We start from the raw sequence: 23,517 nt of genomic DNA, 5'->3' as shown, positions 1-23,517 counted from the left end.
ACTGCCTCCATCCGATATTCCGCCGCCCGCGCCACGCCCGCAACCCGGGGCCCGGCGCCTAGGTCATGGCGATGGCCGCGCCCGACCCGCCACCCGGCCCGCTGGCCCCGGGCGCCGGCGCATCGACGCGCAGCACGGTGAGGCGCCTGACCCGCCCATCCTGCGTCGGCCAGTCGATCGCCTGTCCGACCGGCAGCCCCATCAGCCCGGCCCCCACGAGGGACAGCACGGAGATGCGCCCGGCGGCGATGTCCGCCTCGCCCGGCAGCACCACCTGGACCCGCCGCGTCTCGTTGGTGGTGGCATCGTGGAACTCCACGAAGGACCCCACCGCCACCACATCGGCCGGCACCTGCCCGGCCGGCACCACATCGGCGCGGTCGACCTCCTCCAGCAGCAGCCGGGCCACCAGGGGGCTGCGCCGCGCCGTGGCCTCCGCCAGGGCCATCAGCCGGCCGTGGTCGGAGGCGGACATCACCAGTTGCGGGCGCAGGGCGCCCGCCTCGGTTTCCTTGCTCATGGCATTCTCCATATTCTTGCCAGGGTTTCGTTCAGGAAAAGGGCGGCCCGACAGGCGGCGCGGCGCCCGCCGGCGCCGCGAAATCGGCCGGGCCGCCCTGTTGCTCATCGCCGGTTGCTCATCGCCGGGCGCGGCGGCGGAACGCGCCGTCCGGGCCGCCGCTCATGCGGCGGAAGGCGGCGGATCGTCATCCGGCCGGAGCCGGCCCGCCTTGGCCCTTGGCCGCAGCATCACCGGCGCCGTGATCCCGCGCGTGGCCGCCGCGGGGACGGCGCGGCGCAGGCCGCCCCCCGCCTGGCCCCGCACGGACAGGATCTCGATGCATTCCGTGCCGCCGCGCAGGCGGGGCGCCCGTGTTTCCGCCCCCGCGCGCAGGCCCAGCAGGGCGGCGCCGCGCGCGGCCGTCACCGGCAGGGACCAGGCGGACACGCTGCGCGCATCCGGGTGAACCAGCACGCGCGCCTCGGCCGTGGCGCCGTCGAGGCTGAAGATGACGCGCGCGCCCAGGGTCACCAGGTCGGCGGGCGCCTCCTCCGCGGGGACGACGCGGCCGCATTCCAGCTTCTCCATCAGGATGCGCGCGGCGAGGTCGCCGGCGCGCATCGGCCCGCAAACGATCTCGCCCAGCACGCGGTGATCCCGCTCGGTGATGATGATCTCCCCGGGCGCGGCCCAGGGGAGCGCCGCGGCGGGGCCGCCGCAGCCGGGGCAGGTGCCGCTTATCGCGTCAAGGATTTCGCCACAGAATGGGCAGTCGGTGTTGGCAGGCGCCACAGATCCATCCTCCAGGACATGGTTGGCGCACCCGCGCAAGCGCGGGGCGACCTTGTTCCGCTGTCGAAGGAACCCCGGGCCGGGAGTTGACGGAGGCCGTCAGCCCACCCGGGGCGAAAAGCCTGCGAGCAGGCTTCCACCATGGGCGAGGCGGCGCCGATCTGTTGAGGACTGCCACATCATGCCACAAGCCTCGGCCTTTTTCCGAGAAATATCAAGCATCGAAGAAGACGGGGCGGCTGGAGGCCCGCCTCAGTCCATCCGCCGCACCGCGCGGAAGCCGGCATCCGCCGCCTCCAGCGCGCGGTCGATATCGGCCTCCCCATGCGCGCAGGAAAGGAACATGTTGTGCCGGGGGTGGAAATAGGCGCCGTGGCGCAGCGCCTCGGCGCAGAAGCCGTCGCCCTTCCGCCAGTCGGCGTCATCCGCGAAGGTCATCAGCGGCATCTGCGCCGGGCCGGTCTGGCGCACCGCCAGGCCATGCCGCCGCGCCAGATGGTCCAGCCCGTCGCGCAGCCGCTCCCCCATGGCGCGCATCCGCGCCGGGCCATCGATGCGGCGCAATTCCCGCAGGGTGGCGACGGCCGCGGCCATGGGCACGGCGCCGCACCAGAAAGAGCCGGTGGTGTAGACCTCGGTCGCCGCCTCCCGGAAGCGCTCGGCGCCCGTGATGGCGGCCAGCGGGTGGCCATTGGCGATGGCCTTGCTGTAGGCGGCCAGATCCGGCCGCACGCCCAGCGGCTCCCAGGAGCCGCCGAGATGCAGGCGGAAGCCGGCGCGCACATCGTCCAGGATCAGCGCGGCGCCGGCCGCGTCGCAGGCCTCCCGCAGATGCCGGGCGAAGCTTGCCGTGGCCAGTTCCTGGTCGCGGCCGAAATCATGCCGGAAGGGCGTGACGATCACCGCCGCCAGATCGCTCCCCGCCTCCGCCAGGGCCGCGTCCAGGCTGGCGGCGTCGTTGTAGTCGAAGGAGATCAGATGGGCGCGGTCCTCGGCGGTGACGCCCGCGACGGAGGGCGAGCACCAGGGCACCGCGCCATGATAGCTGCCGCGCGCCACCAGCAGCTTGCGGCGGCCCGTGGCGGCGCGGGCGATGGTGACGCAGGCGGTGGTGGCATCGGTGCCGTTCTTGGCGAGCAGGCACCAATCGGCATGCGGGATCAGGCCGACCAGCAGCTCGGCGAGCTCGACCAGCACGGGGGCCGGGCCGTTCATGCAATCGCCCAGCGCCGCCTGTTCCCGCGCGGCGGCCTCCACGACCGGGTGATGGTGGCCCAGCACCACCGGCCCCCAGGAGCACATGAAGTCGATGAACTCGCGCCCATCCACATCCCGCAGCCGGCAGCCCTCCGCCGAGGCGAAATATTGCGGATAGCCTTCCGGCAGCCGCGCCGCGTTCAGATGGCCCCAGAGCCCGCCGGGAATGACCAGCCGCGCGCGCGCGCGCAGCTCGGCATCCAGGGAATGGTTCGGAAGGGGCATGGGCTGGGGCATCAGGCTGTCCTGCGGCTTGGCGAATCCTGATATATCATATCCCCATTTGCCGATCCATGGCCGCCGCCTTTTCTCAGGCCGCCAGCCGCCGCAGCGCCGCCTCCACCTTCGCCGCATTGCCCAACGCCGCCATGTTGAGCGGGCGCGACACCACGGGCGCCGCTTCCCCGCCCGAGACGCGCAGGATCTCGGCGTCCAGCCAGTCGAAGCAGCGCTCCTGGATCTCCTGGGCGAGCCGCGCGCCATGGCTGGTGCCGCGCGCCGTCTGCTCGGCGATCAGCACGCGGTTGGTGCGGCGGATGCTGGCGGCCACGGTTTCCCAGTCCAGCCCGGTGGGATCGAGGCTGCGCAGATCGACGATCTCGGCATCCACGCCCGCGCTTTCCGCGGCCTCCAGGCAGGGCCGCACCATGGCGCCATAGGTCAGCACCGTGCAGGCCCGGCCCTCCCGGGCGATGCGGGCGCTGCCGAGCGGCAGGCAGAAATCGAGATCGTCGCGCGGCAAGGGCCCGGTGGTCTGGAACAGGTCCTGGTGCTCGATCACCAGCACCGGGTCGTCGCAGCGCAGAGCGGCGTTCATCAGCCCCACATAGTCATGCGGCGTGGCGGGGGCGACGATGCGCCAGCCGGGATACAGCGCGAACAGCGCCGAAGGGTCCATCGAGTGCTGCGAGCCATAGCCCGCCTGGGGCGAGACGCGGGCGCGGACCACCACCGGCACGCCGAAGCCGCCGCCGAACATGTGCGAGAACTTGCCGATGCCGTTGAACATCTGGTCGGCGGCGACGATGCAGAAATCGCCGAACATGATGTCCACCACCGGCCGCAGCCCGCAAAGCGCCGCGCCCAGCGCCATGCCGGTGAAGCCGTTCTCGCAGATGGGAGTGGCGAAGACGCGCTCGGGGAAGCGCTCCATCACCCCGCGCGAGGAGCCTGAGACGCCGCCGCGCAGCCGGTGCACATCCTCGCCGATCAGCACGATGCGCGGGTCGCGCTCCATGTTCCGCAGCAGCACGGCGGCCACGGCCTCGATGTATTTTCCTTCCACCCGCGCCTCGGCGGGAACATCGCCCGCTTCCAGGAAACGTTCCCCGGCCAGCTCGGGAAGATCGCCGCGGATGCCCTCATCCACCAGCGAGGCGTCCGGGTAAGCGCCGGCACGGACCTGCAGGCTGTTGGAGCCGCGCGGCACCTCCGTCAGCGCGGCGGCGGCTTCCTCCACCACGCCACGCGCGCGCTCATCCAGCGCGGCGAGGCCGGCATCGTCCAGCACGCCCATGGCCTTCAACCGCGCCGGCACCGTGGCCAGGGGGTCGCGCGCCCGCCAGGCATCCTCCTCCGCCTTGTCGCGATAGCCGAACTGGCTGCCGAGCAGCGGCCCGCTCTGATGCAGGAAACGGTAGCACTGCGCCTCGATGAAGACCGGTCCGCCGCTTTCCCGGATGGTCTCGGTCGCCCAGCGCATGGCCTTGCGCACGGCCATCAGGTCCATGCCGTCGCATTCCACGCTGGGCACGCCGAACATGGCGCCGCGCGTGGTCAGGCGCGTTTCGCGCGTCTGTTCCCGCACATGGGTGGAAACGGCGTAGAAATTGTTCTCCAGGAAGAAGATGACAGGCAGGCGGTAGAGGGCGGCGAGGTTGATCGCCTCCAGCGACTGCCCGGCCATCAATGTTCCATCGCCGAAAAAGGCGACCGAGATGTTGTCGCGTCCCAGCACCTTGTCGGCGAGGCCATAGCCCACCGCATGGGGCAGGTTGGCGCCGATGATGGCGCTGGTGCCGACAATGCCGGAAGGCGCCCAGCGCATGTGCATGGAACCGCCGCGCCCGCCGCAGAAACCTTCCTCCAGCCCCATGATCTCCGCCATGGCGCGGCGGACCAGCATGCCCGCCTCCTCCACCGGCGCATCGCCGCGCGGGTCATAGCCTTCCGGCAGGGCGCTGTTCAGCAGCTTGGCGAGGATCTGGTGATGCGCCCGATGAGTGCCGTTGATCTTGTCCGCCGTGCCGAGCACCGATATGGCGCCGACCGCGCCCGCCTCCTGCCCGATGGAGGCATGGGCCGGGCCATGGATGAGTCCCTGGCCATGCAGGTCGAGGATCTTTTCCTCGAAGCGGCGGATCAGCAGCAATTGCTCCATCCAGCGCGCGAGATCGGCGGGGTTCTCGGCCGCCCAGTCGCTTTCGTCGGATTCGAGGCGGAACCAGGGTGTCTCTGTGCTGATGGGGGTTTGTCGCATGGCCCGTTCCTCGGTTCTTGGTGCTCGGCATGTCGTGGCGGGGTCCGGGGTGGCAGCGTCACCCCGGCGGGTGCGGCGCCCTCCCTGGCCGTCAGTCGAAGCCCTCGAAGGGCCGGGGGTCGAGAAAGCGCCGCAACACATTCCCCGTCAGGCGGCTGACGCCGTTGTCGTAGTTGTCGCAGGAGAGCGCGCAGGCCCAGGCGATGGAGCCGGTGGAGAAGACCGCGCCGCCCCGCGCCGTCGGGAAGAAGGCAACATCGGCGCGCACCCGCGCATTCTGGTCGCCCATGGCGCCGCGGTGCAGGGTGCGCAGCTCCTCCAGCGTCGGCACGCCGCCATAATCGAGCTGGTCGGCCGTCGCGAGCCAGAGCAGATGCGGCGGCGAGCCGAGGGTTGCGTCCACGCGGTCCACCTCCAGCCCCGCCGCGCCGCCGCCGCGCAGGCCCGCGTCACCCAGCGGCTTTTCCAAATCAATCCCCTCCACCATCCAGCGGATGCGCGGGTCGCGCGCCTCCTCCCGCCAGCGATAGGGGTAGGAACGGGTGAAGACCTGCGCGTCGAAGCCGACGCCGACCAGCCTTTGCGGCGGGCGCCCGTTGCTGCGCCAGAGGCCGGAAGGCTCGCCGGTGAAGGAAAGGGCATTCTCGCCCGCCTCGCCCTCCCAGGTGCGCAGCCCGTTCATGCCGCGACGGATTTCCATGCTGTGCGGCTCGGTGGGATGCCAGCCGATGCGCCAGTAGAAGCCATTGCCGCCAAGATAGATGTGCCGCCCGCCGCCACGCTGGTAGCTGTCGAAGGCGTCCAGCATGGCGCGGCTGAAATATTCGGGATGCGAGCCGGTGATGACGCAGCGATAGCCGGCGAGCAGCTGCGCGCCATGCCGGTGGATGTCGTCATCGGTGATGATGTCGTAATCCTGGCCGATCTGCTCCAGCCAGTCGATGATGTGGGTGTCGTTGCCGTAGTTGAAGGTGGCGCCGCGCGGCCGCATGTTCAGGATGGGCCGCTTCGCCGTGGAATAGCTCCAGCCGCTGCCATCGCTGTGCGTGTCATAGGTGGAGAGGCCCAGCTCACGGTGCTCCTGGAGGTAAACATCGTCGCGCGAGAGGGTGAGCAGCCCTTCCAGCATGGCCTCGGCATGCACCTGGTCGAGCCGCAGGGCGCTGTTGGCATAGGCGAGGAAGGTGGCGGTGCTGGCCACCAGCGCCAGCTTCGAGCGGGGCTGCCCCAGCGGCGCGCGGACAAAGAAGGCGACAAAGCTTTCCACCGGATCATCACTGCCCTGCCGGGCGCGCAGGCGCAGCGCATAGAAGCCGCTGCGCCAATCGGCTGGGATGGTGAAGCGGAGGTCCGGCGACCAGCCCGCGTCATGCATGTCGTCGCTGTGGAAATGGATGGCGCCGTAAAGATGTGGCGCTTCCGTCCATTGCACCGTGCTGCCGTCCCAATTGGCGCCGGTCATCCCCCGCATCGGCAGGTGGCGCAGCGTGCCGTCCAGCCGGTTGGCGGAAAGGTCACGCACATGCGCGGTGGGGATGTCGCGCGCGAAATCCCAGGCGGCGATCAGGTTGGGGTCGCCCGGCGGCGGTGTCAGGCTTTCGCAAAGGGCGCGCAGCGCGGCGGCATCCAGCGCCGTGGCGTGCAGGCGCGGCCGGTCGATCTTGCCGTCGTAATGCGCCTCGGTCAGCGGCGTCTCGCCGCCCTCGCGCGCCTCGGCGGCGATGACCAGCGCCGTCGCCTCCGGCCAGGTGACACCGCGCGGGCCGGGGGCTGCGGCATCGGCGCTCCGGTCTCGCCCGGCCTGCGGGTCCAGGCTTTGCTGCACCACGCGGATCTCGCCCGCCGCGTCATCCAGCACGCCGCCGACAAAGACCCATTCGCGCTCCAGCAGCGGCTGTGGTGCCGTCACGCGCCAGCACTGGCCATGGGCGCCGACCTCGAATTCCAGGCAGCCTTCGGCATCGATGCCCAGCCTCCAGCCCTCCCCCTGGTCGCCCCGCCAGCGTGACAGGATGGTCTGCCGCCCCGCCAGAGGCGCCGTGGGCCAGAGGAAGCAGCCCACCGAAAGCGGGCCTGGCCGCCGCAGCGCCGGGGCATCGGGGATGATGGCGCAGGAGCCGGGATGGAGCGGCTGGTGCCGCAGCGCCACAAGGCCATCAAGCGGGGTGCCGGGGGCGGTGAGGCGCAGCCCCGGCCCATCGGGGTCGGGATCGGCGCAGCGCACGCGCAGCAGGGTGGCCTCCGCCTCTTCCAGCGTGGCGCTGGAAAGGTGGAAGGCGACCTCCTCGCCCGGCGAGACGACCAGCGGCCAGGCATAGCCGAGGACAGCGGTGGTGTCGGTCATGCGGCGGAGCTTCCATCCTCCAGCTTCTGCCCCGTCAGCGCCTCCCAGCGCAGGACGAAGACCGCCCATTCGGCGGCGGCAAGGTCGGTGAAGACGCGGTTGGGAAATGTCTCGACCGGGGCGCCGCGGCGCCCCGGCAGGCGCCCCAGCATCCAGCGCCGGTTGGGCTCCAGCACGATCAGCACATGGCGCTGGCCGACGCCGGACCAGCGCATCCGGTGCAGCAGCTTCTGCAGCGCGTCGCTGTGCGGGCCGCGCGGGCGCCGGCGGAATTCCTCCACCAGGTCGAGCCGCGCGGGGTCCACCGGCCAGTGCGCCGCCTCGGGGTCATTGACCAGCATGGCGCGTCAGGCCGTCAGCCAGCTCACCCAGCGCTCCCGCATGGCGGCGCGGTGCTCGGCGACCCAGGCGTAATCGGCGATCACCAGCTTCTCCCAGTTCTCCGGCCAGGAAGGGCGGAAGCGCCGCTCCGCCTCGGGCACCAGGGACGGCGCCTCGCGGTTGTTGGAATCGAAGGAAACCTTCTCGCTGAAGGCCACATGCTCCTTCGCGTCCTGCACAAAGAAATCGAGGAAGCGCAGCGCGTTCTGCGTGTTCGGCCCGCCCTTCAGCACCGCCCAGTTGCCGACATCCCGGATCGCCCCGTTCCAGGTGAAGTCGAACTCGCCGCTCTTGGCCAGCGGCACCGCGCGGCTCGAATAGGCCATGGTCATCACCGCATCGCCGCCGCGCATGATCTGCATGGAATTGTCGCCGCTCTTCCACCAGGCGGCCACATGCGGCTTCAGGGCATCCAGCTTGCGATAGGCGCGGTCGAGATCCATGGGGAAAAGCTTGTCGCGCGGCACGCCATCGGCCATCAGCGCGGCCAGCGGCACCCACCATTCCCGGTCCCCCGTGTCGGGCAGGGAACGGGGCCCGGGGAATTTCTGCACATCGAAGAAATCCGCCCAGGAGGCGGGGGCGTTCTGCGGAAAGGCCTTCTTGCTCCAGACCAGCGCCATGCCGCCCGCGGTGCGGATGATCCCATGCCCGAAGCAGGCATTGGGCAGCGCATGCGCGACAATGCCCGGCATGGCGCCGCAGTCGAGCGGCTGCAGGATCTCCGCGTGCTGGATCAGGTCCGGCGGGGTCGCGGTGACGATGTCGAAGGGGATGTTGCCGCTGCGCCGCCCGGCCTGGGCCCTGGCCCATTGGTCCGGCAGCTCGATCGGCACCGAGCGGACGCGGATGCCGGTTTCCCGCTGGAAGCGCCGGTAGAAATGTTCCTGCAGGCTGCGTTCCATCAGCCCGCCGGTGGTGGCGATGATGACCTCGCCCGCGTTCTGCGCCCGCGCCAGGCGCGGCGCGCCGAGCGCCGTCAGTGCAGAAGCGGCCAGCAATGTCCTGCGTTGGATGTCCATCGTCCTGCTTCCCTGTTTTCGGCGCCGGGCGGCACGGGGGATGATGTCCCCCGCCCACCCTGCGCCTTGTTTTTCTGGTTCCCGGGAGGGCGCCACATGGTCACGCACCCTCCATGCGGCCGAGCAGCGCCACGAGGTTGGCGCCGCCCTCGGTCAGGTCGGCGCAGAGCGCCGCGCGCGTCGCCACGGGGTCGTGGGCCCGCAGCCCGTCGATGATGTCCAGATGCCGGTGCCGCCCCGGATAGCTCGGCCGCGCATCGGGGTAGAGGAAGGCGTGCATCGGGCCGTTGCGCAGCCAGATGCTCTCGATGATGGCCAACAGCTCCGGCATCGCCGCCGCCCGGTAGAGGCCATGGTGGAAGGCCCAGTTGGCGCGGTTGGCGGCGACGGCATCGCCGGCCTCCTCGGCGGCGGTCAGGGCGTCATGGGCCTTGGCCAGGGCCGCCAGCCCGGCCTCGTTGATGCGCAGCGCCGCTGCCTCGGCCGCCAGCCCTTCCAGCTCCAGCCGGACGGTGCGCAGCTCCAGATACTGGTCCAGGCTCAGCCCGGCCACGGTGATCGAGCGCGCCGCCTCCAGACGCAGCGCACGTTCCCGCGCCAGCTGCACCACCGCCTCCCGCACCGGGGTTTCCGACACCTGCATCGCCGCCGCCAGGTCGCGGATCTTGAGGCGCTGCCCCGGCTGCATCCGGCCCTCGAACAGCGCCGTGCGAAGTTCGTCATAGACCCGGCCGGCCAGGTTCTCCCGTCCCACCGGCGCCACGAAGTCGATGATCTGCGCTGTTTCCGCCATGTTCCTAGCCATTCCTTGCCGCGGCACGCCGCTCCGCCGCGCGCTTCAGCACGAAGCCCGCCAGCAGGGCAAGCACCGTCAGCGCGGTGAGCATGGTGGCCACGGCCGCCAGGGTGGGCGAGATGTTGTAGTCGATGTCCTCGAACATCTTGCGCGGCAGCGTCTTGCGGTCGAGATCGGAGATGAAGAAGGACACCACCGGCTCGTCGAAGGAGATGATGAAGGCGAACAAGGCCGCCGAGACCACGCCGGGGGCGATCAGCGGCAGGGTGACGTGGCGGAAGGTCGCGAACCGCCCGGCGCCGCAGGACAGCGCCGCGCGCTCCAGCTCCGCATCGAAGCGGTAAAGCGCGGCCAGCACGGTGAACACCACGAAGGGCAGGGCCAGCACCGTATGGGCCATGGCGAAGCCCAGCAGCGTGCCGGTCAGGCGCAACCGCTCGAACACCAGGAACATGGCCACGGCCAAGGCCACATGCGGCACGATGACCGGCCCGACCACCAGCAGTTCCACCAGCCCGCGCCCCGGCAGCCGCCCGCGCACCAGGGCCAGGGCCAGCATGGTGCCGGCGACCGTGGCGCAGAAGGCGGCGATCAGCCCGACCTCCAGGCTGAACAGCGTGGCGGCGATCCATTCCGCGTCATGGAAATACTCGGCATACCAGCGCAGCGAGAAGCCGGCCGGCGGAAAGCGCAGAAAGCGTTCCGGCCCGACCGACATCGGGATGATGATCAGCGTGGGCAGCAGCAGGAAGACCGTCACCGCATAGGCGGCCGCGTTCAGCGCCATGCGGCCAGCGCGGTTCGGGCGGCTGCGCGCGGCGGCCATCACGCCTGCCCCACGAAGCGGTCCAGCCGCACGGCGCGGCGGAACAGCAATGTCAGCATCAGCACGAAGAACAGCAGGATGCCCACCAGCGCCCCCGCGAAGGGCCAGTCCAGCATTTCCCGCACCTGCTGCGACACCAGCGTCGCGATCATCATCTGCTGCGGCCCGCCGATCAGCGCCGGCGTCACGAAGAAGCCCAGCGCCAGCAGGAACACCATCAGGCAGCCCGAGGTGACGCCGGGCAGGCAGAGCGGCCAGGTCACCTCCCGGAAGCTGGCCCAGGGGGAGGCGCCGAGCATCTGCGCCGCGCGGGAATAATCCTCCGGGATGCCCTTCAGCGCGGAATAGATCGGCAGCACCATGAAGGGCAGCAGCACATGCGCCATGGCCAGCACCACCGCGCCCTCGGTGTAGAGCAGCCGCATGGGCTGGTCGCTCAGCCCGAGCTGCGCCAGCATCTGGTTGACCACGCCATTGCGCTGCAACAGCACCATCCAGGCATAGGTGCGCACCAGCACCGAGGTCCAGAGCGGCAGCAGCACTGCGGCCGCCAGCAGCGCCAGCCCCAGGCCCTTGCTGCGCGCCATCAGCAGGGCCAGCGGCCAGGCGAGCAGCAGGGCGAGCAGCGTGACGAACAAGGCGATGCGCAGGGTGCGCAGCATCACGCGCAGGTAAACCGGCTCCTGCAAGGCGCGCGCGTAGTTGCCGATACCCGGCTCCGGCACGAACAGGCTTTCATGCAGCAGCGTCGCCAGCGGCAGAAGAAACACCACGAGGAGCAGCAGCAGGAAAGGCGCGGCGAGGGCGAGGCTCGCCGCCGGGCTGAAGCGGCGCCCGCCGAGCAGGAAGCGCGATGGCCGGCGGCTCACGGCGTCACCGCGAAGGCGCGCGCATCGGCGGCCTGCCAGCCGAGCGTGACGGCCTCGCCCACCGCCGCCTCGGGCAGGCCGGCGCCGGCCGGGATGCGCAGGCGCAGCATCTGGCCTCCGGCGGCCTGCAGCATCAGCGTCGTCGCGTTGCCGGCATAGATCGCCTCGGTGACACGCGCTTCCAGGCCCTCGCCGCCGGCCGCGATGCGCAGCCTTTCCGGGCGCAAGGCCAGCCGGACCCGGCCGCCGGGCGGCAGGGGCGAGACGGCCGTGGCGGGCATGACCCCGCCGCCATCGAGCCGCACCGCCACGGCCTCCCCCCGCGCGGCGGCGATGGCGGCGGTGCCGGACCAGAAATTGGTTTCCCCGATGAAGCCGGCGACGAACTCCGTTTGCGGTGCCTCATACAGGTCGCGCGGCGCGCCGATCTGTTGCAGCCGCCCATGGTCCAGCACCGCGACGCGGTCGGCCATGGTCAGCGCCTCGGTCTGGTCATGCGTGACGAAAACCACGGTGATGCCGATTTCGCGCTGGAGGTGCTTGATCTCGATCTGCATCTCCTCGCGCAGCTTCTTGTCAAGCGCGGAAAGCGGCTCGTCCATCAGCAGCACGCGCGGGCGATAGACGATGGCGCGGGCGATGGCCACGCGCTGCTGCTGCCCGCCGGAAAGCTGCGCCGGCTGGCGCGCGCCCATCTGTTCCAGCTGCACGGTGCGCAGCGCGTCCCGCGCGCGCTCCTCCCGCTCGGCGCGGCCGATGCCGCGCATCTTCAGCGGAAAGGCGATGTTCTCCAGCACCGACATGTGCGGGAACAGGGTGTAGCGCTGGAACACCATGCCGAGGTTGCGGCGGTTCGGCGGCAGCCAGGTGATGTCCTCGCCGCCCAGCAGGATGCGGCCCGCATCGGGATATTCGAAGCCGGCAATGGCCATGAGGATGGTGGTCTTGCCGGAACCGGACGGGCCAAGCAGCGCCAGGAACTCCCCGGCGCGGATGTCGAGGGAAACATCATCGACCGCGCGCACCGGCCCGAAGCGCTTGACCAGCCCCTCGATGGCGATGCTGCCGGCATTCCGGCCCGGGTCGAGCGTCAGCAACCTTGTTTCCCTTCGCGGCCATGCCGGAGATCAGCCTATTTGATATATCCTTCCCGGTTCAAGGCCATGCTGCGCCCAGTGCGGGGGCTGTTTCTTGTCAGGGGAAAGCGGTCCCACGCCCTCACGCCTCCGGACCCACCTTCGCGCCCGGGGCCAGCTCCTGCCGGTGCCGGGCCGCCTTCTCGATGCCCTCCCAGCCATAATGCATCGGCACCATCCGCGTGGCGGACCAGGCCTCGTTCTGGTCGGCGTAGTGCGGGCTGCCGGGCTGGCCGGACACGCCGTGGAACACCACCCAGCGGCAGGCTTCCCAATCGCCCACATCGAACACATAGCGCGCCAGGGCGCCATAGCTGGCGGCGGGGCCGCTGGCGCAGAGCAGGCCATTGGCCAGCACCGTGTCCCCATCGCCGCCCACCGGCCGGGAAGGCGGGTCGAGGAGCGCCGCCGCCTCCGGATGCAGGGCGGAGAGCGGATGGGCAAAGCGCGGCTGGTGCGCTTCGCCCCAGCTGGCATCCGTCTCCGCCGCGGCGGCGCGGAGCAGGGCCTCGCCCAGCGCCTGGTCCCAGCTCCAGCCGCCGAGAAGGCTGCTGTCGTCCCGGCGCAGCAGGCTGGGCAGCGTCCACCAGAGCTGGTTCTGCGGCGCGATGCCGGGCGGAACCTGCGCCAGCGGGCTTGCCCCGGCGGCGCCGAGGCCGCTGCGCTCCGCCAGGATGGCCGTCAGGGCGCGGCGCAGGGCGATATAGGCGGTGGGCGCGGTCTCGCCCGCCTCCATCCGGCCATCCCAGGCCAGCAGCCGCTCCCGCAGGGCGGCGGCGGCACCGTCCCCGGGCGCGGGCAGGGCGGCCAGCCGGTCGCGCAACAGCAGCGCGTTGGCCGAAAGCGTGTCGGCATGGATGGAGGCCGCGTCGCCAGGCGCGAAAAGGGGCCGCTCGGCCAGCCGCCCGGCGATGCGGCGGGCGCGATAGGGCGGGTGGCAGTCCGTGCTGAGGTAATCGGGATAAGCGTCATCCGCGACCACGCGGTTGTTAGCGGTGACGATGATGCCGCCCTCGGGGTCGAGGCTGCGCGGCATGTCGTCATGCGCGATCCAGCCCTGCCAGTCATGGCCGGCGATCCATCCCGGCACCGGCAGCCAGCCATTCTCGCGCGGGCGGCGCGGCAGGCGGGCGCGGACGAGGTGGCCGATATGGCCTTCCGTGTCGCCCGCCACGAGGTTGTGGTCAATCAGCCCCCAGCCGCGCGTTGCCTCGAACAGCTCCTCGACGCTGCGCACCATGGTCATGCGCGGCAGGCAGTCAAAGGAAAGATCGGTTTCGGCGAACTGCACGGAACGCAGCGCGATGGCGGCGCCCTGCGCGGGTTCGCCCGCGATCACCGGCCCATGCCGCGTCTCGACGATGTCGAATTCGCGCGTTTCGCCGCCACGGATGCGGATGCTGTCGCGGCGGCGCGTGACGGGGGCCGGGCCACCGGGCGCCTCGGTGTGGGTGGCATCGGCGTCGAAGCGCTCCACGAACAGGTCGTGGATGTCCATGAAGGCATGGGTGACGCAATAGGCGACCTGGCCATTATGCGCGAAATGCGGAAAGCCCGGAACGCCCGGCACGGTCAGCCCGATCATGTCGAAGCTGTCGCAGGCGAGGTGGTGCTGGGCATACATATTCGGGATCTCGAACACGCGGTGCGGGTCGCCCGCCAGCACCGGGCGGCCCGTGGCGCTGCGCTGTGGCCCGACCGCCCAGTTGTTGCTGCCGCCGCCCACCTCGTCCCCGGCCGAGGCCTTGTCCATGCTGTCCAGCAGGGCCTGGATGGCGGGCGCCAGCTTCGCCAGATCCGCCTCCAGCCGCCGCGCCTCGGCGCCGGGCGGGATGCAGAGCAGGTCCGTGCCGCCATCGTCATAGCGCAGCCTGGCCGCGCCCTCCGGGCCCACCACCGGCAGGGCGGCGGCCCTCCACAGCTTGAACCAGACCGATCCCATCAGCAGCCCGAGCCGGCGCATCACGGCGATGCTGTGCCAGGGCTCCCAGGGCTCGGGCGCCGCGTCCAGCAGCGCGTATTCCACCGGAAGCGGCTGGCCGGAGCTCATCCAGCCATTCACCCCGGCCGCATAGGCTTCCAGCATCCTGCGCGCCGCCTCGCCCAGGGCGGCGAAGTCGCGGCGGCAGGCGGCCTCCATGCCGAGGCGGCGAACCAGGATGTCGCTTTCCGCCGCCGCCGGGCCGAGCCATTCCGCGGCGCGGCCTAGGGCGCGCCGGCGCGTCAGCTCCATCTGGAACAGCCGGTCCTGCGCATGGACGAAACCCAGCGCCATCCAGGCATCGCGGCTGGAAGCGGTGCGGAGATGCGGAATGCCCCATTCGTCGCGCAGGATGGTGGCGGGCGCCGAAAGGCCGGGCAGGGGAAGCGTGCCGTCCAGTTCGGGCAGCGCGGCGTCGCGGAGGGCTTGGTCGAGGGGCATCGGGCATCCTTGGTGGCGGAAAGGCGCGGGAAGGGATGCACCCTCCGCCGCGTTTCCTCCCGTTTCGTTGCGCAGTGTCAGGCGGCGCCGTGGCGCGCGCCGCCTGGAGCAGATCCCGATCGGGCGGGATCGCCCGGCCGGGTGAAGATGCTCTAGACTTCCACCTGCCAGAACATCGGGAAGCTGGACTCGATCATGTTCTTCAGCCGCCTGCGGTAGCCGGCGGGGCGCGAGAACTGGCCCCACATCACGCTCGGCACGGTTTCATAGGCGATGGCCTGGATGCGGTCCGAGACATCCTTGCGCGCCGCGGCATCGGGCGCCTTCAGGAAATCCGCCAGCAGCGTGGTGGTGCGGGAATCGCAGCTCCAGCCGGGATAATCGGCGCAGTTGTTGGCGATGTAGAAATGGTTCAGCGGCGACATCATGTCCACGCCGTTGGAGTAGACGGGGAACAGGCTCCAGCCATCCTTCTTGGCGCGGCGGGCGAGAACGGTGCCCCAATCCATGGTCTGCTCCTCCACGGTGAAGCCGGCGGCCTTCATGTTCTCGGCCAGCACATGCCCCGCCGTCTGCGAGATGGAGCCGGCGACCTCCAGCATCACCACGGGCTCTCCCTTGTAGCCGGTCCGGGCCAGCTCGGCGCGGGCACCCTGGATGTCGAGGCGCGCCATCTCGGCGCCCATCCGGCTTTCCATCGGCGTGCCGCACATGAAGAAGGACGGGCAGGCCTCCAGGCGGAATTTCTGCGGGACGCCAATGGCGGTGAGGATCGCCTTCTGGTCCACCAGCTTCCACAGCACGCGCCGCACGGCGGGATCGGCGAAGGGGCCGCTGGCGTGGTTCAGGCGGAAATTGCCCTGGAACATGTGGATGCCGCCCAGGCCGATCAGGTTGACATCCCTGTTGCGGCCCAGCAGGTCGAGGAAATCGAAGGGCAGGTACTGCATGTAGTCGATCTCGCCGACGCCGAGCGCGTTGGCGCCCGTGGTGTCGTCCGGCATCACCTTCAGCACCAGGCGATCGATCTTCACCCGCTTGCCGCCCGCCAGGAAATCCGGCTCCCCGTCGCGCGGCACGTACCGGTCGTTGCGGGCCAGCACCATGCTGTCCCCGCTGCGCCAAAGGTCGGCGCGGAACACGAAGGGGCCGGAGCCGACGATCTCGCTGATGCGCTGCTCCCCCGCCGCCTTGATGATGCGCTCGGGCATCATCACCGGCACGGGCGCGTTGGGCTTGCCCAGCACGTCCAGCATCAGCGGGAAGGGCTGCTTCAGCGCGATCGTGATGGTGCGCGCATCCCTGGCCGAGAAGCTGGCGCCGGCCGCCAGCATCATGCGGCCCAGCCCGTCGCGCGGGGCCCAGCGCGCCAGGGAGGCGGCGCAATCGGCGGCGGTGACGGGCTTGCCGTCATGCCACAGCAGGCCGTCGCGCAACGGAATGGTCCAGCTCAGCCCATCCGCCGAAACCTCGTGCCCCGCGGCCATCTGCGGATGGATCCGGCCCGCGGAATCCATCGAGAACAGCGTGTCGAAGACGTGATAGGCGAAGCTGCGGGTGATCGCCGCGGTGGTGGCGTGCGGGTCGAGGATGACCACCTCGGATTCCAGCACCACGGTGAGGTCGCCGGCGGCGCGCGCCGGGCGCGGCCGGCCGATGGTCGGCAGCGCCAAGGCGGCGGCACCGGTGCCGGCCAGCAGATGACGCCTGGTGAAGCCATCCCGGATCATGCTCTGCTCTCCCTGTTGGTCGCGGCCTGCCCCGGTGTGATCCGGCGCCGCTGTTCCGTTCTTGCTGCGGCGCGGGGCAAGGCGGCGGCCCCGGCACCGCTTCCGGTGGCCTTCTGCGAGGACCTGGGCGGAAGCATCTTGAAAGATGATATATCCGATATCAGGCTGCTCCCCGCGTCAAGCGCCACGTTCCAGATGGCGCTTCATCCGAGGAGGCTCCATGTCCGATGCCGAGATGCTGCGCATGACCGCGCAGCGCGCCGCCAGCCTGATCCGCGCCCGCAAGCTGTCCCCCGTCGAATACATGCGCGCCGTGCTGGGGGCGGCGCGGGCGGCGCAGCCGCGCCTGAACGCCTTCGCCGCCCTGGCGGAGGAAGCCGCGCTGGATGGCGCGCGGGAAGCCGAGGCGGCGGTGATGCGGGGCGCGCCGCTCGGCCCACTGCATGGCGTGCCGGTCAGCATCAAGGACCAGGTGGATGTCGCCGGCCTGACCACCGGGCATGGCTCGGCGATCTTCGCCGGACAACCGCCGGCGGCGGCGGATGACGTGCTGGTGCAGCGGCTGCGCGCGGCGGGCGCCATTGTCTTCGGCAAGACGCACATGCCGGAGTTCGGCCACAAGGCCCTGACCGACGGGCCGGCCTTCGGCGCCACGCCCAATCCGTGGGACCTGTCGCGCACCTCGGGCGGCTCCAGCGGCGGCGCGGCGGCGGCGGTGGCCGCCGGGCTCGGGCCGATCGCGCTGGGCACGGACGGGGCCGGGTCGGTGCGCATCCCGGCGGCCTGCTGCGGCATTGTCGGGCTGAAGCCGACGCTCGGCGCCGTGCCCTGGCAATCGGCGGGGGACGCCTTCGGCAACTACACCTATGCCGGGCCCATGGCGCGCAGCATCGGCGACGCCGCGGTGATGTTCGCCGCCATGGCCGGGCCGAGCGAGCGCGACCCCTGGACCGTTTCGGCCCCGCAGGCGCCGCGGCTCAACCCCGCCCTGGCCGGCAACGACCTGTCCGGCCTGCGCATCGGCTATATCGAGCGCGCCGCCAATCCGCGCCTCGCCGCCGACATGGCGGAAAACACCTGCGCCATGCTGGCCGCGCTGGAGGCGCAGGGCGCGGTGGTGGAGCCGGTGCGGGAAGCGATCGACTGGATCGAGTTCCCGGGCCGCATTATGTACCAGGGCAATTTCGCCGCCGCGATGGCGAAGCACCTGCCGGAATGGCGGGACAGGATGGACCCGACCCTGCTGGCCTTCATGCAGCGCGGCGATGGCTTCTCGCTGCATGAGTTCCGCCAGGCGCAATTCGCCCGCACCCAGCTGTTCCGCGCCATCCAGGCGTTGTTCGAGCGGCACGACCTGCTGGTGACGCCGACCCTCAGCCGCACCGCCCTGCCGGCCGCTTTCGACGCCGCGCATGACGAGGTGGAGGTGGAGGGCGAACGCTGCGGCATCACCCGCCAGGGCTGGAGCAGCTATGTCTATCCCTTCAACCTCACCGGCCATCCGGCGCTGACGGTGCCCTCGGGCTTCGGCGCGGACGGGCTCCCGACGGCGGTGCAGTTGGTTGGCCGCTGGGGCGCGGATCTGGACCTGCTGCGGCTGGGCGGCGTGCTGGAAGCGGCGCGCCCCTGGGCGGCGGCCTGGCCGGACTCCGCCGCCGCCGGCTGAGCGGCCACCCGCCCGGCGGGGGCGCTGCTCCGGCCGGGCCGATGAACCGCGCCGCCCTGGCGCCACGGTTCCTGTTCGCGATGATGCCCCCTGCCGTGGCGGGGACGCGGCGGCCGCACGAAAAAAACCCGCTTTCCTGAATGGCCAACATGACCGGGCGGCGCCCTCCGGCACAACCGGAGGAGGCCACCCGGCGCGCCTTTTAAGAAGCCAGATCACAACTTCAGGTTGTGTTTGGTGGATGACAAATTTTTCACCTTCTGCACCAGGATGGCTTTGGCTTCACAAGAATGTCAGCGGATCAGCAACTTATGAGATCATCCGGGACGATCTTTCGACCGGAATGAGGTTAATTGGCGAGAAGGGGTGTAAAAATGAGATTGCCCGTCAGTGTCTTTTTGGTTCACAACATCACTACTCAAGGTTGAGTGACCTTTCTCCTGGTGGACCCCGATGACCCTGTCTGACCGCCCGTCCAAGATGGACACCGCCATCGCCCTGCTGCAGCAACTGGCCAGCCTGGCCGCCCATGATGGCGAGCCCTGCAGCGCGATCCTGCTCCGCGCCGCGGACTACCTGCAGGACATGCTCGACTGCATGCCGGAGCTGGACGGGCAGGACGCCCAGACCAGCGGGATGGATGACCTCGACATGCTGATGGCCGGCCTGGCCACGGCGCTGCCCGAGGATGGCCAGCTGCTCCATTCCTGAGCGGCGCCCCCCCTCGCCGCCAGCCGCCGCCCCTCCGCCCGCCCCCTTCCTTCCTCCGCCCCTGGCCTTCATGGCCGCAGGATTCCAAGACGATGCGAGTTCTCCTGGTTGAAGACGACGTGACGACGGCGCGCGGCATCGCGATGATGCTGAAGGCGTCCTCGATGATCACCGACACCGCCAGCAGCGGCGAGGAAGCGCTGGAGCTGGCCGGGCTGTATGACTACGACATCGTGGTGCTCGACATCATGCTGCCCGACATGGAGGGCTATGAGGTGGTGCGCCGCCTGCGCGGCAACCGCGTCGAAACCCCGGTTCTGGTGCTGTCCGGCCTGTCCCGCCCGCAGGCCAAGGTGCGGGCGCTGGGCATGGGCGCCGACGACTTCATCACCAAGCCCTTCGACCAGCAGGAGCTGGTGGCCCGCGTCCAGGCGATCATCCGCCGCGCCAAGGGCTTCAGCCAGCCGACCCTGGCGGTTGGCCCGCTGTCCCTCAATCTCGGCTCCCGCGAGGTGCGGGTGAATGAGCGCGAGATCCACCTCACCGGCAAGGAATACGCTATCCTGGAGCTGCTCACCCTGCGCAAGGGCCTGGTGCTGACCAAGGAAGTGTTCCTCAACCACCTTTACGGCGGCATCGACGAGCCGGAAGCCAAGATCATCGACGTGTTCATCTGCAAGCTGCGCAAGAAGCTGGCCCAGGCCGGCGCCGGCGAGTTGATCGGCACCGTCTGGGGCCGCGGCTATGTGCTGCGCGAACCCCATCAGGGGCCCATCCGCTACAGCCCCGGCACCATCGCCGCTTCCTCCATCCCCGCGTGAGAGTGGCGGGGGGCGGCGCGCCGTCCCCGGCCCTGGTTCCCGCTCGCCGCACAACCCCCCGCCACGGAGATCCGGTCATGAGCTCGTCCGAGTTCGCGCATGGCCCCTACATCATCAAGACCTTTCAGCGCGATGGCGAATGTCGCGCCCGCGCCTTCCACAACGGCGTCTGGCTGCGCGACGTGTCCGACTGGACAGCGGGCACGGTCGCCGAGACGGTGCGGCGGATGCGCGCCTCCCTCGACGCGCTGGAGGAGCAGGAGGAGGAAGCGGATGAGGCGGCCCACACCCCTCCGCCCGCCGCGCCCTTCCTCAGCCGCGCGGCGCGCTAGGGCATTTTCCGTTCGCACTGGCTCACTTCAAATGCTCTGGCTCCTGGCTCTGCCGGGCATCTTCACCCGATCAGGCGATCCCGCCCGATCGGGGTCCGTTCTAGATCAGGCGCAGCGCGATCAGCAGGGCGGCGCCGAACAGCACCAGAAGGGCGGCGGCCGCGAAGGGCAGCATCATCCGGTAGGCTTCCCGTTCCCGCCCCGTGGCGCCCGCCAGGCTGCAAACAATGGCCATCCGCACGGGCGAGAACATGCTCATGCTCAGGCCGGACATGTGCTGCAGCGCCACGGCGGCAGCGAGGTTGAGGCCCGCGGTGGCCGCCAGCGTGACCTGGGACGCCATCAGCAGGCCATTGGCCGCGTTGCCGCTGTTGGTGATGGCCCCGAAGGTGCCGGCCACCAGCGGCGTCATCACCACCGCCCATTGGCCAAGCGCCAGGAACAGCCCTTGCGCCAGGGCGGCGGCAATCCCCGACAGGGACAGCACCTCCGCCATCATGGAGAACAGGATGATGCTCAGCACGGCCAGCCGGCCGGTCCGCCAGGCGGCCCGCATCTCCCCCGGCAAGGTGGGGCCGTCGCCGCGCAGCAGGGCCGTCGCCAGGCCGCCCACCACCAGCCATGTGCCGGCATGCAGCAAGGGGGACCAGGCCGGCGCGTCGGCGAAGGGCGCCATCCGCCCCGCCTCGGCCAGCATGTGGCGGAGAAAGGGCAGGGTCCGCGACAGCACCAGCCCGCCGATCAGCACCGCGAAGGGCAGCATCCGCCACAAGCCTTCAACGAGCCGTCGGCGGCCGGGGCGCTGGTCCGCCAGGAAGCGCAGCACGATCAGCGGCCCATAGGCGGCGAGAAGCGCGATCTCCGGCCCCAGCCAGGCCGTCGCGCCAATGGCGGCCGCGAGGCCCGCGGCGATCCAGGCCGCCTCGCCGGCATGCTCCCGCCATCCGGCCGTGACGCCCGCCGCCGCCGCCAGCCGCCAGAACAGCGGCAGCCAGGCGATGTGCAGCGCGACCACGATGATGCTGCTGTGGAGCGCCAGCCGCGTCGGGTCCGCGCCGGCAAAGGCGGCGCCGACAATGACGCCGCTGCCCATGGCGCCCCACAGGATCAGCGTCTGGCTCAGCAGGGAAAAGGCCAGCAGGTGGCGCTTCCGCACGTTGAGGCGGCGCACCAGCGCCATGGTGCCAATGATGCCGACGCCGAAGCCGGTCGCGGATTCCGCGAAGGGTCCGACCAGGAAGCAGGCGGCGAACAACAGCCGGCGCCGGGCCCGGGCGCCGCCGGGCGCCGCCTCGGCCGCGTCCGCCCCCTCGCCCGGCCTGCTGGCGATCTGCCAGAACAGCACCCCGCCCAGGATGTAGGGCACCACCACCCAGCCGATCCAGCCGCCACGCAGGATCGCCGTGGCGGCTTCCGCCCCTTGGAAATGCCGTGGCGCCGCGAGCAGGGCGATGGCGAGGGCGGCGAGGGCACCGGCCAGCGCGGCGCGCAGCACATCGGCCCGCCCCGTGGCGATGAGGCCGATCACGATGATCGCGGGAAGCGACCAGAGAAGATAAAGCAACGGGGAGAAGCCCCCAGCGGTGGAGGATTTGCATTAGCAAGCCCTGCCCCCGCCGCAAGGCCATGGCACCGGGAGCGGCCAGCCCCGGCGCCGCCTCCGCTCAGGCGGCGGCCTTTCCGGGCAGAACCTCCGCCGCCGCCGCGCGGATGCCGCCCGCGATCTTCTCGGCGATCATGATGACCGGCACGTTCAGGTTGGCGCAGGGAATGGTCGGCATGACGGAGGCATCGCAGACCATCAGCCCGTCCACGCCGATCACCCGCCCTGACGGGTCGCACACCGCCATGGGATCGTCCTCCGCGCCCAGGCGGCAGGTGCCGCAGGGGTGCCAGACGCCGCCCACATGGCGGCGCAGATGCACCCGCAGCGCTTCCTCGTCCGCGCACAGCACCTCCAGCGGCGCGTTGCCTTCCTGCGCCATGGCCAGGATGCGGGAGCGCGCCAGGGGCACCCGGTCCATCACCGGCCCGGCCAGCGCCGTCAGCACGCCGTTCTTCCACGAAGGCTGCAACAGCTTCTTCACCTGGGCGGAATAGGTGGAGGGAAAGGCCTCCATCACCATCCCACGGAGCGATGCGGCACGCAGCACGCCCGCGGCCAGCCGGAAGGCCTGGGCCAGCCGCACCAGGTCCCGCTCATCCGACAGCATGCGGAAATCCACCACCGGCCGGGCGGAGGGATCGGGCGAGGCCAGGGTGACGCTGCCTTGGGAATAGGATTTGTTCACCCAGTTGAACAGCGTGGCGATGCGGTGCCCCACAGCGTGCCAGCCGGACCGGGTGTTGACGGCGAGGTGCATGTCCCCCGGCGGCATTCCTTCCAGGCCGGAGGACCAGCGCAGGATGGACTGGATGTGGTAATGCTCGCCGGCGGGCAGGCGCACATCCGGGCGGACAAAGGCGGAAACGCCGATGGAGGGATGTTCCAGCAGGTTCCGCCCGACGCCGGCGCGCGTCGCCACCACGGGGATGCCGAGCTGGTTCAGCGCCGCCCCCGGCCCAACGCCGCTGCGCAACAGCAGGGCGGGGGAATGCAGCGCGCCGCTGCTGACGATCACCAGCGGCGCCGCCACATCGACGCTGTCCCGCCCCCGCCGCAGCCGGGCGCCGACGGCACGCCGGCCCTCGAACAACACCCGCTCCGCCTCGGTGCCGGTCCATAGCGTCAGGTTGGGGCGGGCGCGCACGGCATGGGTGAGGTAAACGGTGGCCGTGGAGGTGCGGCGGCCGTCGCGGTCCAGATTGACGGTGATGGGAAAGACGCCGTCTTCCCAGGCGCCGTTCTGGTCCTCCCGCGCGGGGAATCCCTGCTGGCCCAGCTCCGCCTCCACCTGCCGGGCGAAGGGCGTGTGCCGGGAACGCGGCACGCGCTGGATTGGCAGGGGGCCGTCGGCGCCATGCAGCTCAGTGTCGGCGGCGAGGTCGAGATCCTGCTCCAGCCTGCGGAAGTAGGGCAACACATCGGACCAGCCCCAGCCCGCCGCGCCCTCCGCTTCCCATTCCGCATAGTCATGCGGGGAGCCGCGATTGGCGCCGATGCCGTTGATGGAGGAACCGCCGCCCAGGATGCGCGCCTGCTCATAGGGCCGCATGGTGGCCTGGCCGGTGTTGGACGGGTCCTTGCCCATCGCCACCTGCAGCCCGCCCCAGGTCCAGGCGCTGTTGAAATAGGCCCGCCCCGGATAGGGCGAGGCGATTTCCGGCGGCATCTCGCCCGGCCGCAAATCCTGCCCCGCTTCCACCAGCAGCACCTTGCGGGACGGGTCCTCGCTGAGCCGCGCCGCCAGCACGCAGCCGGCCGAGCCGCCGCCCAGGATCACCACGTCGAACCGCGCCGCATCCGGCGCGAGGGAAGGGATCGCCGGCAT

At 70.7% G+C, this 23,517-nt stretch carries 19 protein-coding genes; 4 read left to right on the top strand and 15 right to left on the bottom strand.

The window, feature by feature from the left end:
- Positions 1-58: 58 nt before the first annotated feature.
- The 13 genes from rnk to F0Q34_RS12615 form a co-directional block, all read right to left on the bottom strand.
- A complete protein-coding gene (gene rnk / locus F0Q34_RS12675; RefSeq protein ID WP_149812586.1) occupies positions 59-520 on the bottom strand; it encodes a nucleoside diphosphate kinase regulator in 462 nt (153 codons plus the stop codon).
- Between the two features lie 162 nt (positions 521-682).
- Positions 683-1,294 carry a hypothetical protein gene (locus tag F0Q34_RS12670; RefSeq protein WP_149812585.1) on the bottom strand — a complete coding sequence of 204 codons (612 nt, stop codon included), beginning with the start codon at positions 1,292-1,294 and terminating at the stop codon, positions 683-685.
- 252 nt (positions 1,295-1,546) lie between these two features.
- Positions 1,547-2,788 carry an aminotransferase class III-fold pyridoxal phosphate-dependent enzyme gene (locus tag F0Q34_RS12665; RefSeq protein WP_241665464.1) on the bottom strand — a complete coding sequence of 414 codons (1,242 nt, stop codon included), beginning with the start codon at positions 2,786-2,788 and terminating at the stop codon, positions 1,547-1,549.
- Between the two features lie 73 nt (positions 2,789-2,861).
- Positions 2,862-5,030, bottom strand: a complete 2,169-nt coding sequence (locus F0Q34_RS12660) for an alpha-ketoacid dehydrogenase subunit alpha/beta (protein ID WP_149812584.1) — start codon at positions 5,028-5,030, stop codon at positions 2,862-2,864.
- 91 nt (positions 5,031-5,121) lie between these two features.
- Positions 5,122-7,374 carry a N,N-dimethylformamidase beta subunit family domain-containing protein gene (locus tag F0Q34_RS12655; RefSeq protein WP_149812583.1) on the bottom strand — a complete coding sequence of 751 codons (2,253 nt, stop codon included), beginning with the start codon at positions 7,372-7,374 and terminating at the stop codon, positions 5,122-5,124.
- The gene (locus F0Q34_RS12650) at positions 7,371-7,715 is read right to left on the bottom strand and encodes a hypothetical protein (protein ID WP_149812582.1); all 345 of its coding nucleotides are present in this window, start codon (positions 7,713-7,715) and stop codon (positions 7,371-7,373) included. The genes F0Q34_RS12655 and F0Q34_RS12650 overlap by 4 nt, the downstream gene beginning before the upstream one ends.
- Before the next feature lie 6 nt (positions 7,716-7,721).
- On the bottom strand, positions 7,722-8,777 hold the full coding sequence (locus F0Q34_RS12645) for an extracellular solute-binding protein (RefSeq protein WP_149812581.1): 1,056 nt from the start codon (positions 8,775-8,777) through the stop codon (positions 7,722-7,724).
- Positions 8,778-8,877: 100 nt separating this feature from the next.
- Positions 8,878-9,570 carry a GntR family transcriptional regulator gene (locus F0Q34_RS12640; protein ID WP_206668011.1) on the bottom strand — a complete coding sequence of 231 codons (693 nt, stop codon included), beginning with the start codon at positions 9,568-9,570 and terminating at the stop codon, positions 8,878-8,880.
- Between the two features lie 4 nt (positions 9,571-9,574).
- On the bottom strand, positions 9,575-10,399 hold the full coding sequence (locus F0Q34_RS12635; RefSeq protein ID WP_241665463.1) for an ABC transporter permease: 825 nt from the start codon (positions 10,397-10,399) through the stop codon (positions 9,575-9,577).
- Positions 10,399-11,268 carry an ABC transporter permease gene (locus F0Q34_RS12630; RefSeq protein ID WP_149812580.1) on the bottom strand — a complete coding sequence of 290 codons (870 nt, stop codon included), beginning with the start codon at positions 11,266-11,268 and terminating at the stop codon, positions 10,399-10,401. The genes F0Q34_RS12635 and F0Q34_RS12630 overlap by 1 nt, the downstream gene beginning before the upstream one ends.
- Positions 11,265-12,365, bottom strand: coding sequence for an ABC transporter ATP-binding protein (locus F0Q34_RS12625; protein ID WP_149812579.1), 1,101 nt, complete (start codon positions 12,363-12,365; stop codon positions 11,265-11,267). Before F0Q34_RS12625 ends, F0Q34_RS12630 begins: the two co-directional genes overlap by 4 nt.
- A 121-nt stretch (positions 12,366-12,486) precedes the next feature.
- A complete protein-coding gene (locus F0Q34_RS12620; protein WP_149812578.1) occupies positions 12,487-14,826 on the bottom strand; it encodes a penicillin acylase family protein in 2,340 nt (779 codons plus the stop codon).
- A gap of 152 nt (positions 14,827-14,978) precedes the next feature.
- On the bottom strand, positions 14,979-16,556 hold the full coding sequence (locus tag F0Q34_RS12615) for an ABC transporter substrate-binding protein (RefSeq protein WP_149812577.1): 1,578 nt from the start codon (positions 16,554-16,556) through the stop codon (positions 14,979-14,981).
- Positions 16,557-16,776: 220 nt separating this feature from the next.
- Between F0Q34_RS12615 and F0Q34_RS12610 the strand changes: the two genes are divergently transcribed.
- The 4 genes from F0Q34_RS12610 (at position 16,777) to F0Q34_RS12595 (ending at position 20,086) form a co-directional block, all read left to right on the top strand.
- Positions 16,777-18,222: an amidase gene (locus tag F0Q34_RS12610; RefSeq protein WP_149812576.1), complete on the top strand. Its 1,446-nt coding sequence runs from the start codon at positions 16,777-16,779 to the stop codon at positions 18,220-18,222.
- Between the two features lie 453 nt (positions 18,223-18,675).
- Complete coding sequence (locus F0Q34_RS12605) at positions 18,676-18,933, top strand: hypothetical protein (RefSeq protein ID WP_149812575.1); 258 nt, start codon at positions 18,676-18,678, stop codon at positions 18,931-18,933.
- A 92-nt stretch (positions 18,934-19,025) separates the two neighbouring features.
- On the top strand, positions 19,026-19,754 hold the full coding sequence (gene ctrA, locus F0Q34_RS12600) for a response regulator transcription factor CtrA (RefSeq protein WP_149812574.1): 729 nt from the start codon (positions 19,026-19,028) through the stop codon (positions 19,752-19,754).
- A 77-nt stretch (positions 19,755-19,831) separates the two neighbouring features.
- A complete protein-coding gene (locus F0Q34_RS12595) occupies positions 19,832-20,086 on the top strand; it encodes a hypothetical protein (protein ID WP_149812573.1) in 255 nt (84 codons plus the stop codon).
- A 100-nt stretch (positions 20,087-20,186) separates the two neighbouring features.
- On the opposite strand, the gene F0Q34_RS12590 is transcribed toward F0Q34_RS12595, so the two are convergent.
- Entirely contained in the window at positions 20,187-21,650 is a 1,464-nt protein-coding gene (locus F0Q34_RS12590) for an L-lactate permease (RefSeq protein WP_149812572.1), read from the bottom strand.
- A 100-nt stretch (positions 21,651-21,750) separates the two neighbouring features.
- The gene (locus tag F0Q34_RS12585; RefSeq protein ID WP_149812571.1) at positions 21,751-23,517 is read right to left on the bottom strand and encodes a GMC family oxidoreductase; all 1,767 of its coding nucleotides are present in this window, start codon (positions 23,515-23,517) and stop codon (positions 21,751-21,753) included.

It is taken from the genome of Teichococcus oryzae (assembly GCF_008386565.1).
Classification (GTDB): Bacteria; Pseudomonadota; Alphaproteobacteria; order Acetobacterales; family Acetobacteraceae; genus Pseudoroseomonas; species Pseudoroseomonas oryzae.
The sequence above is the reverse complement of the archived record's forward strand: the minus strand, read 5'-3'. Positions and strand labels throughout refer to the sequence as shown.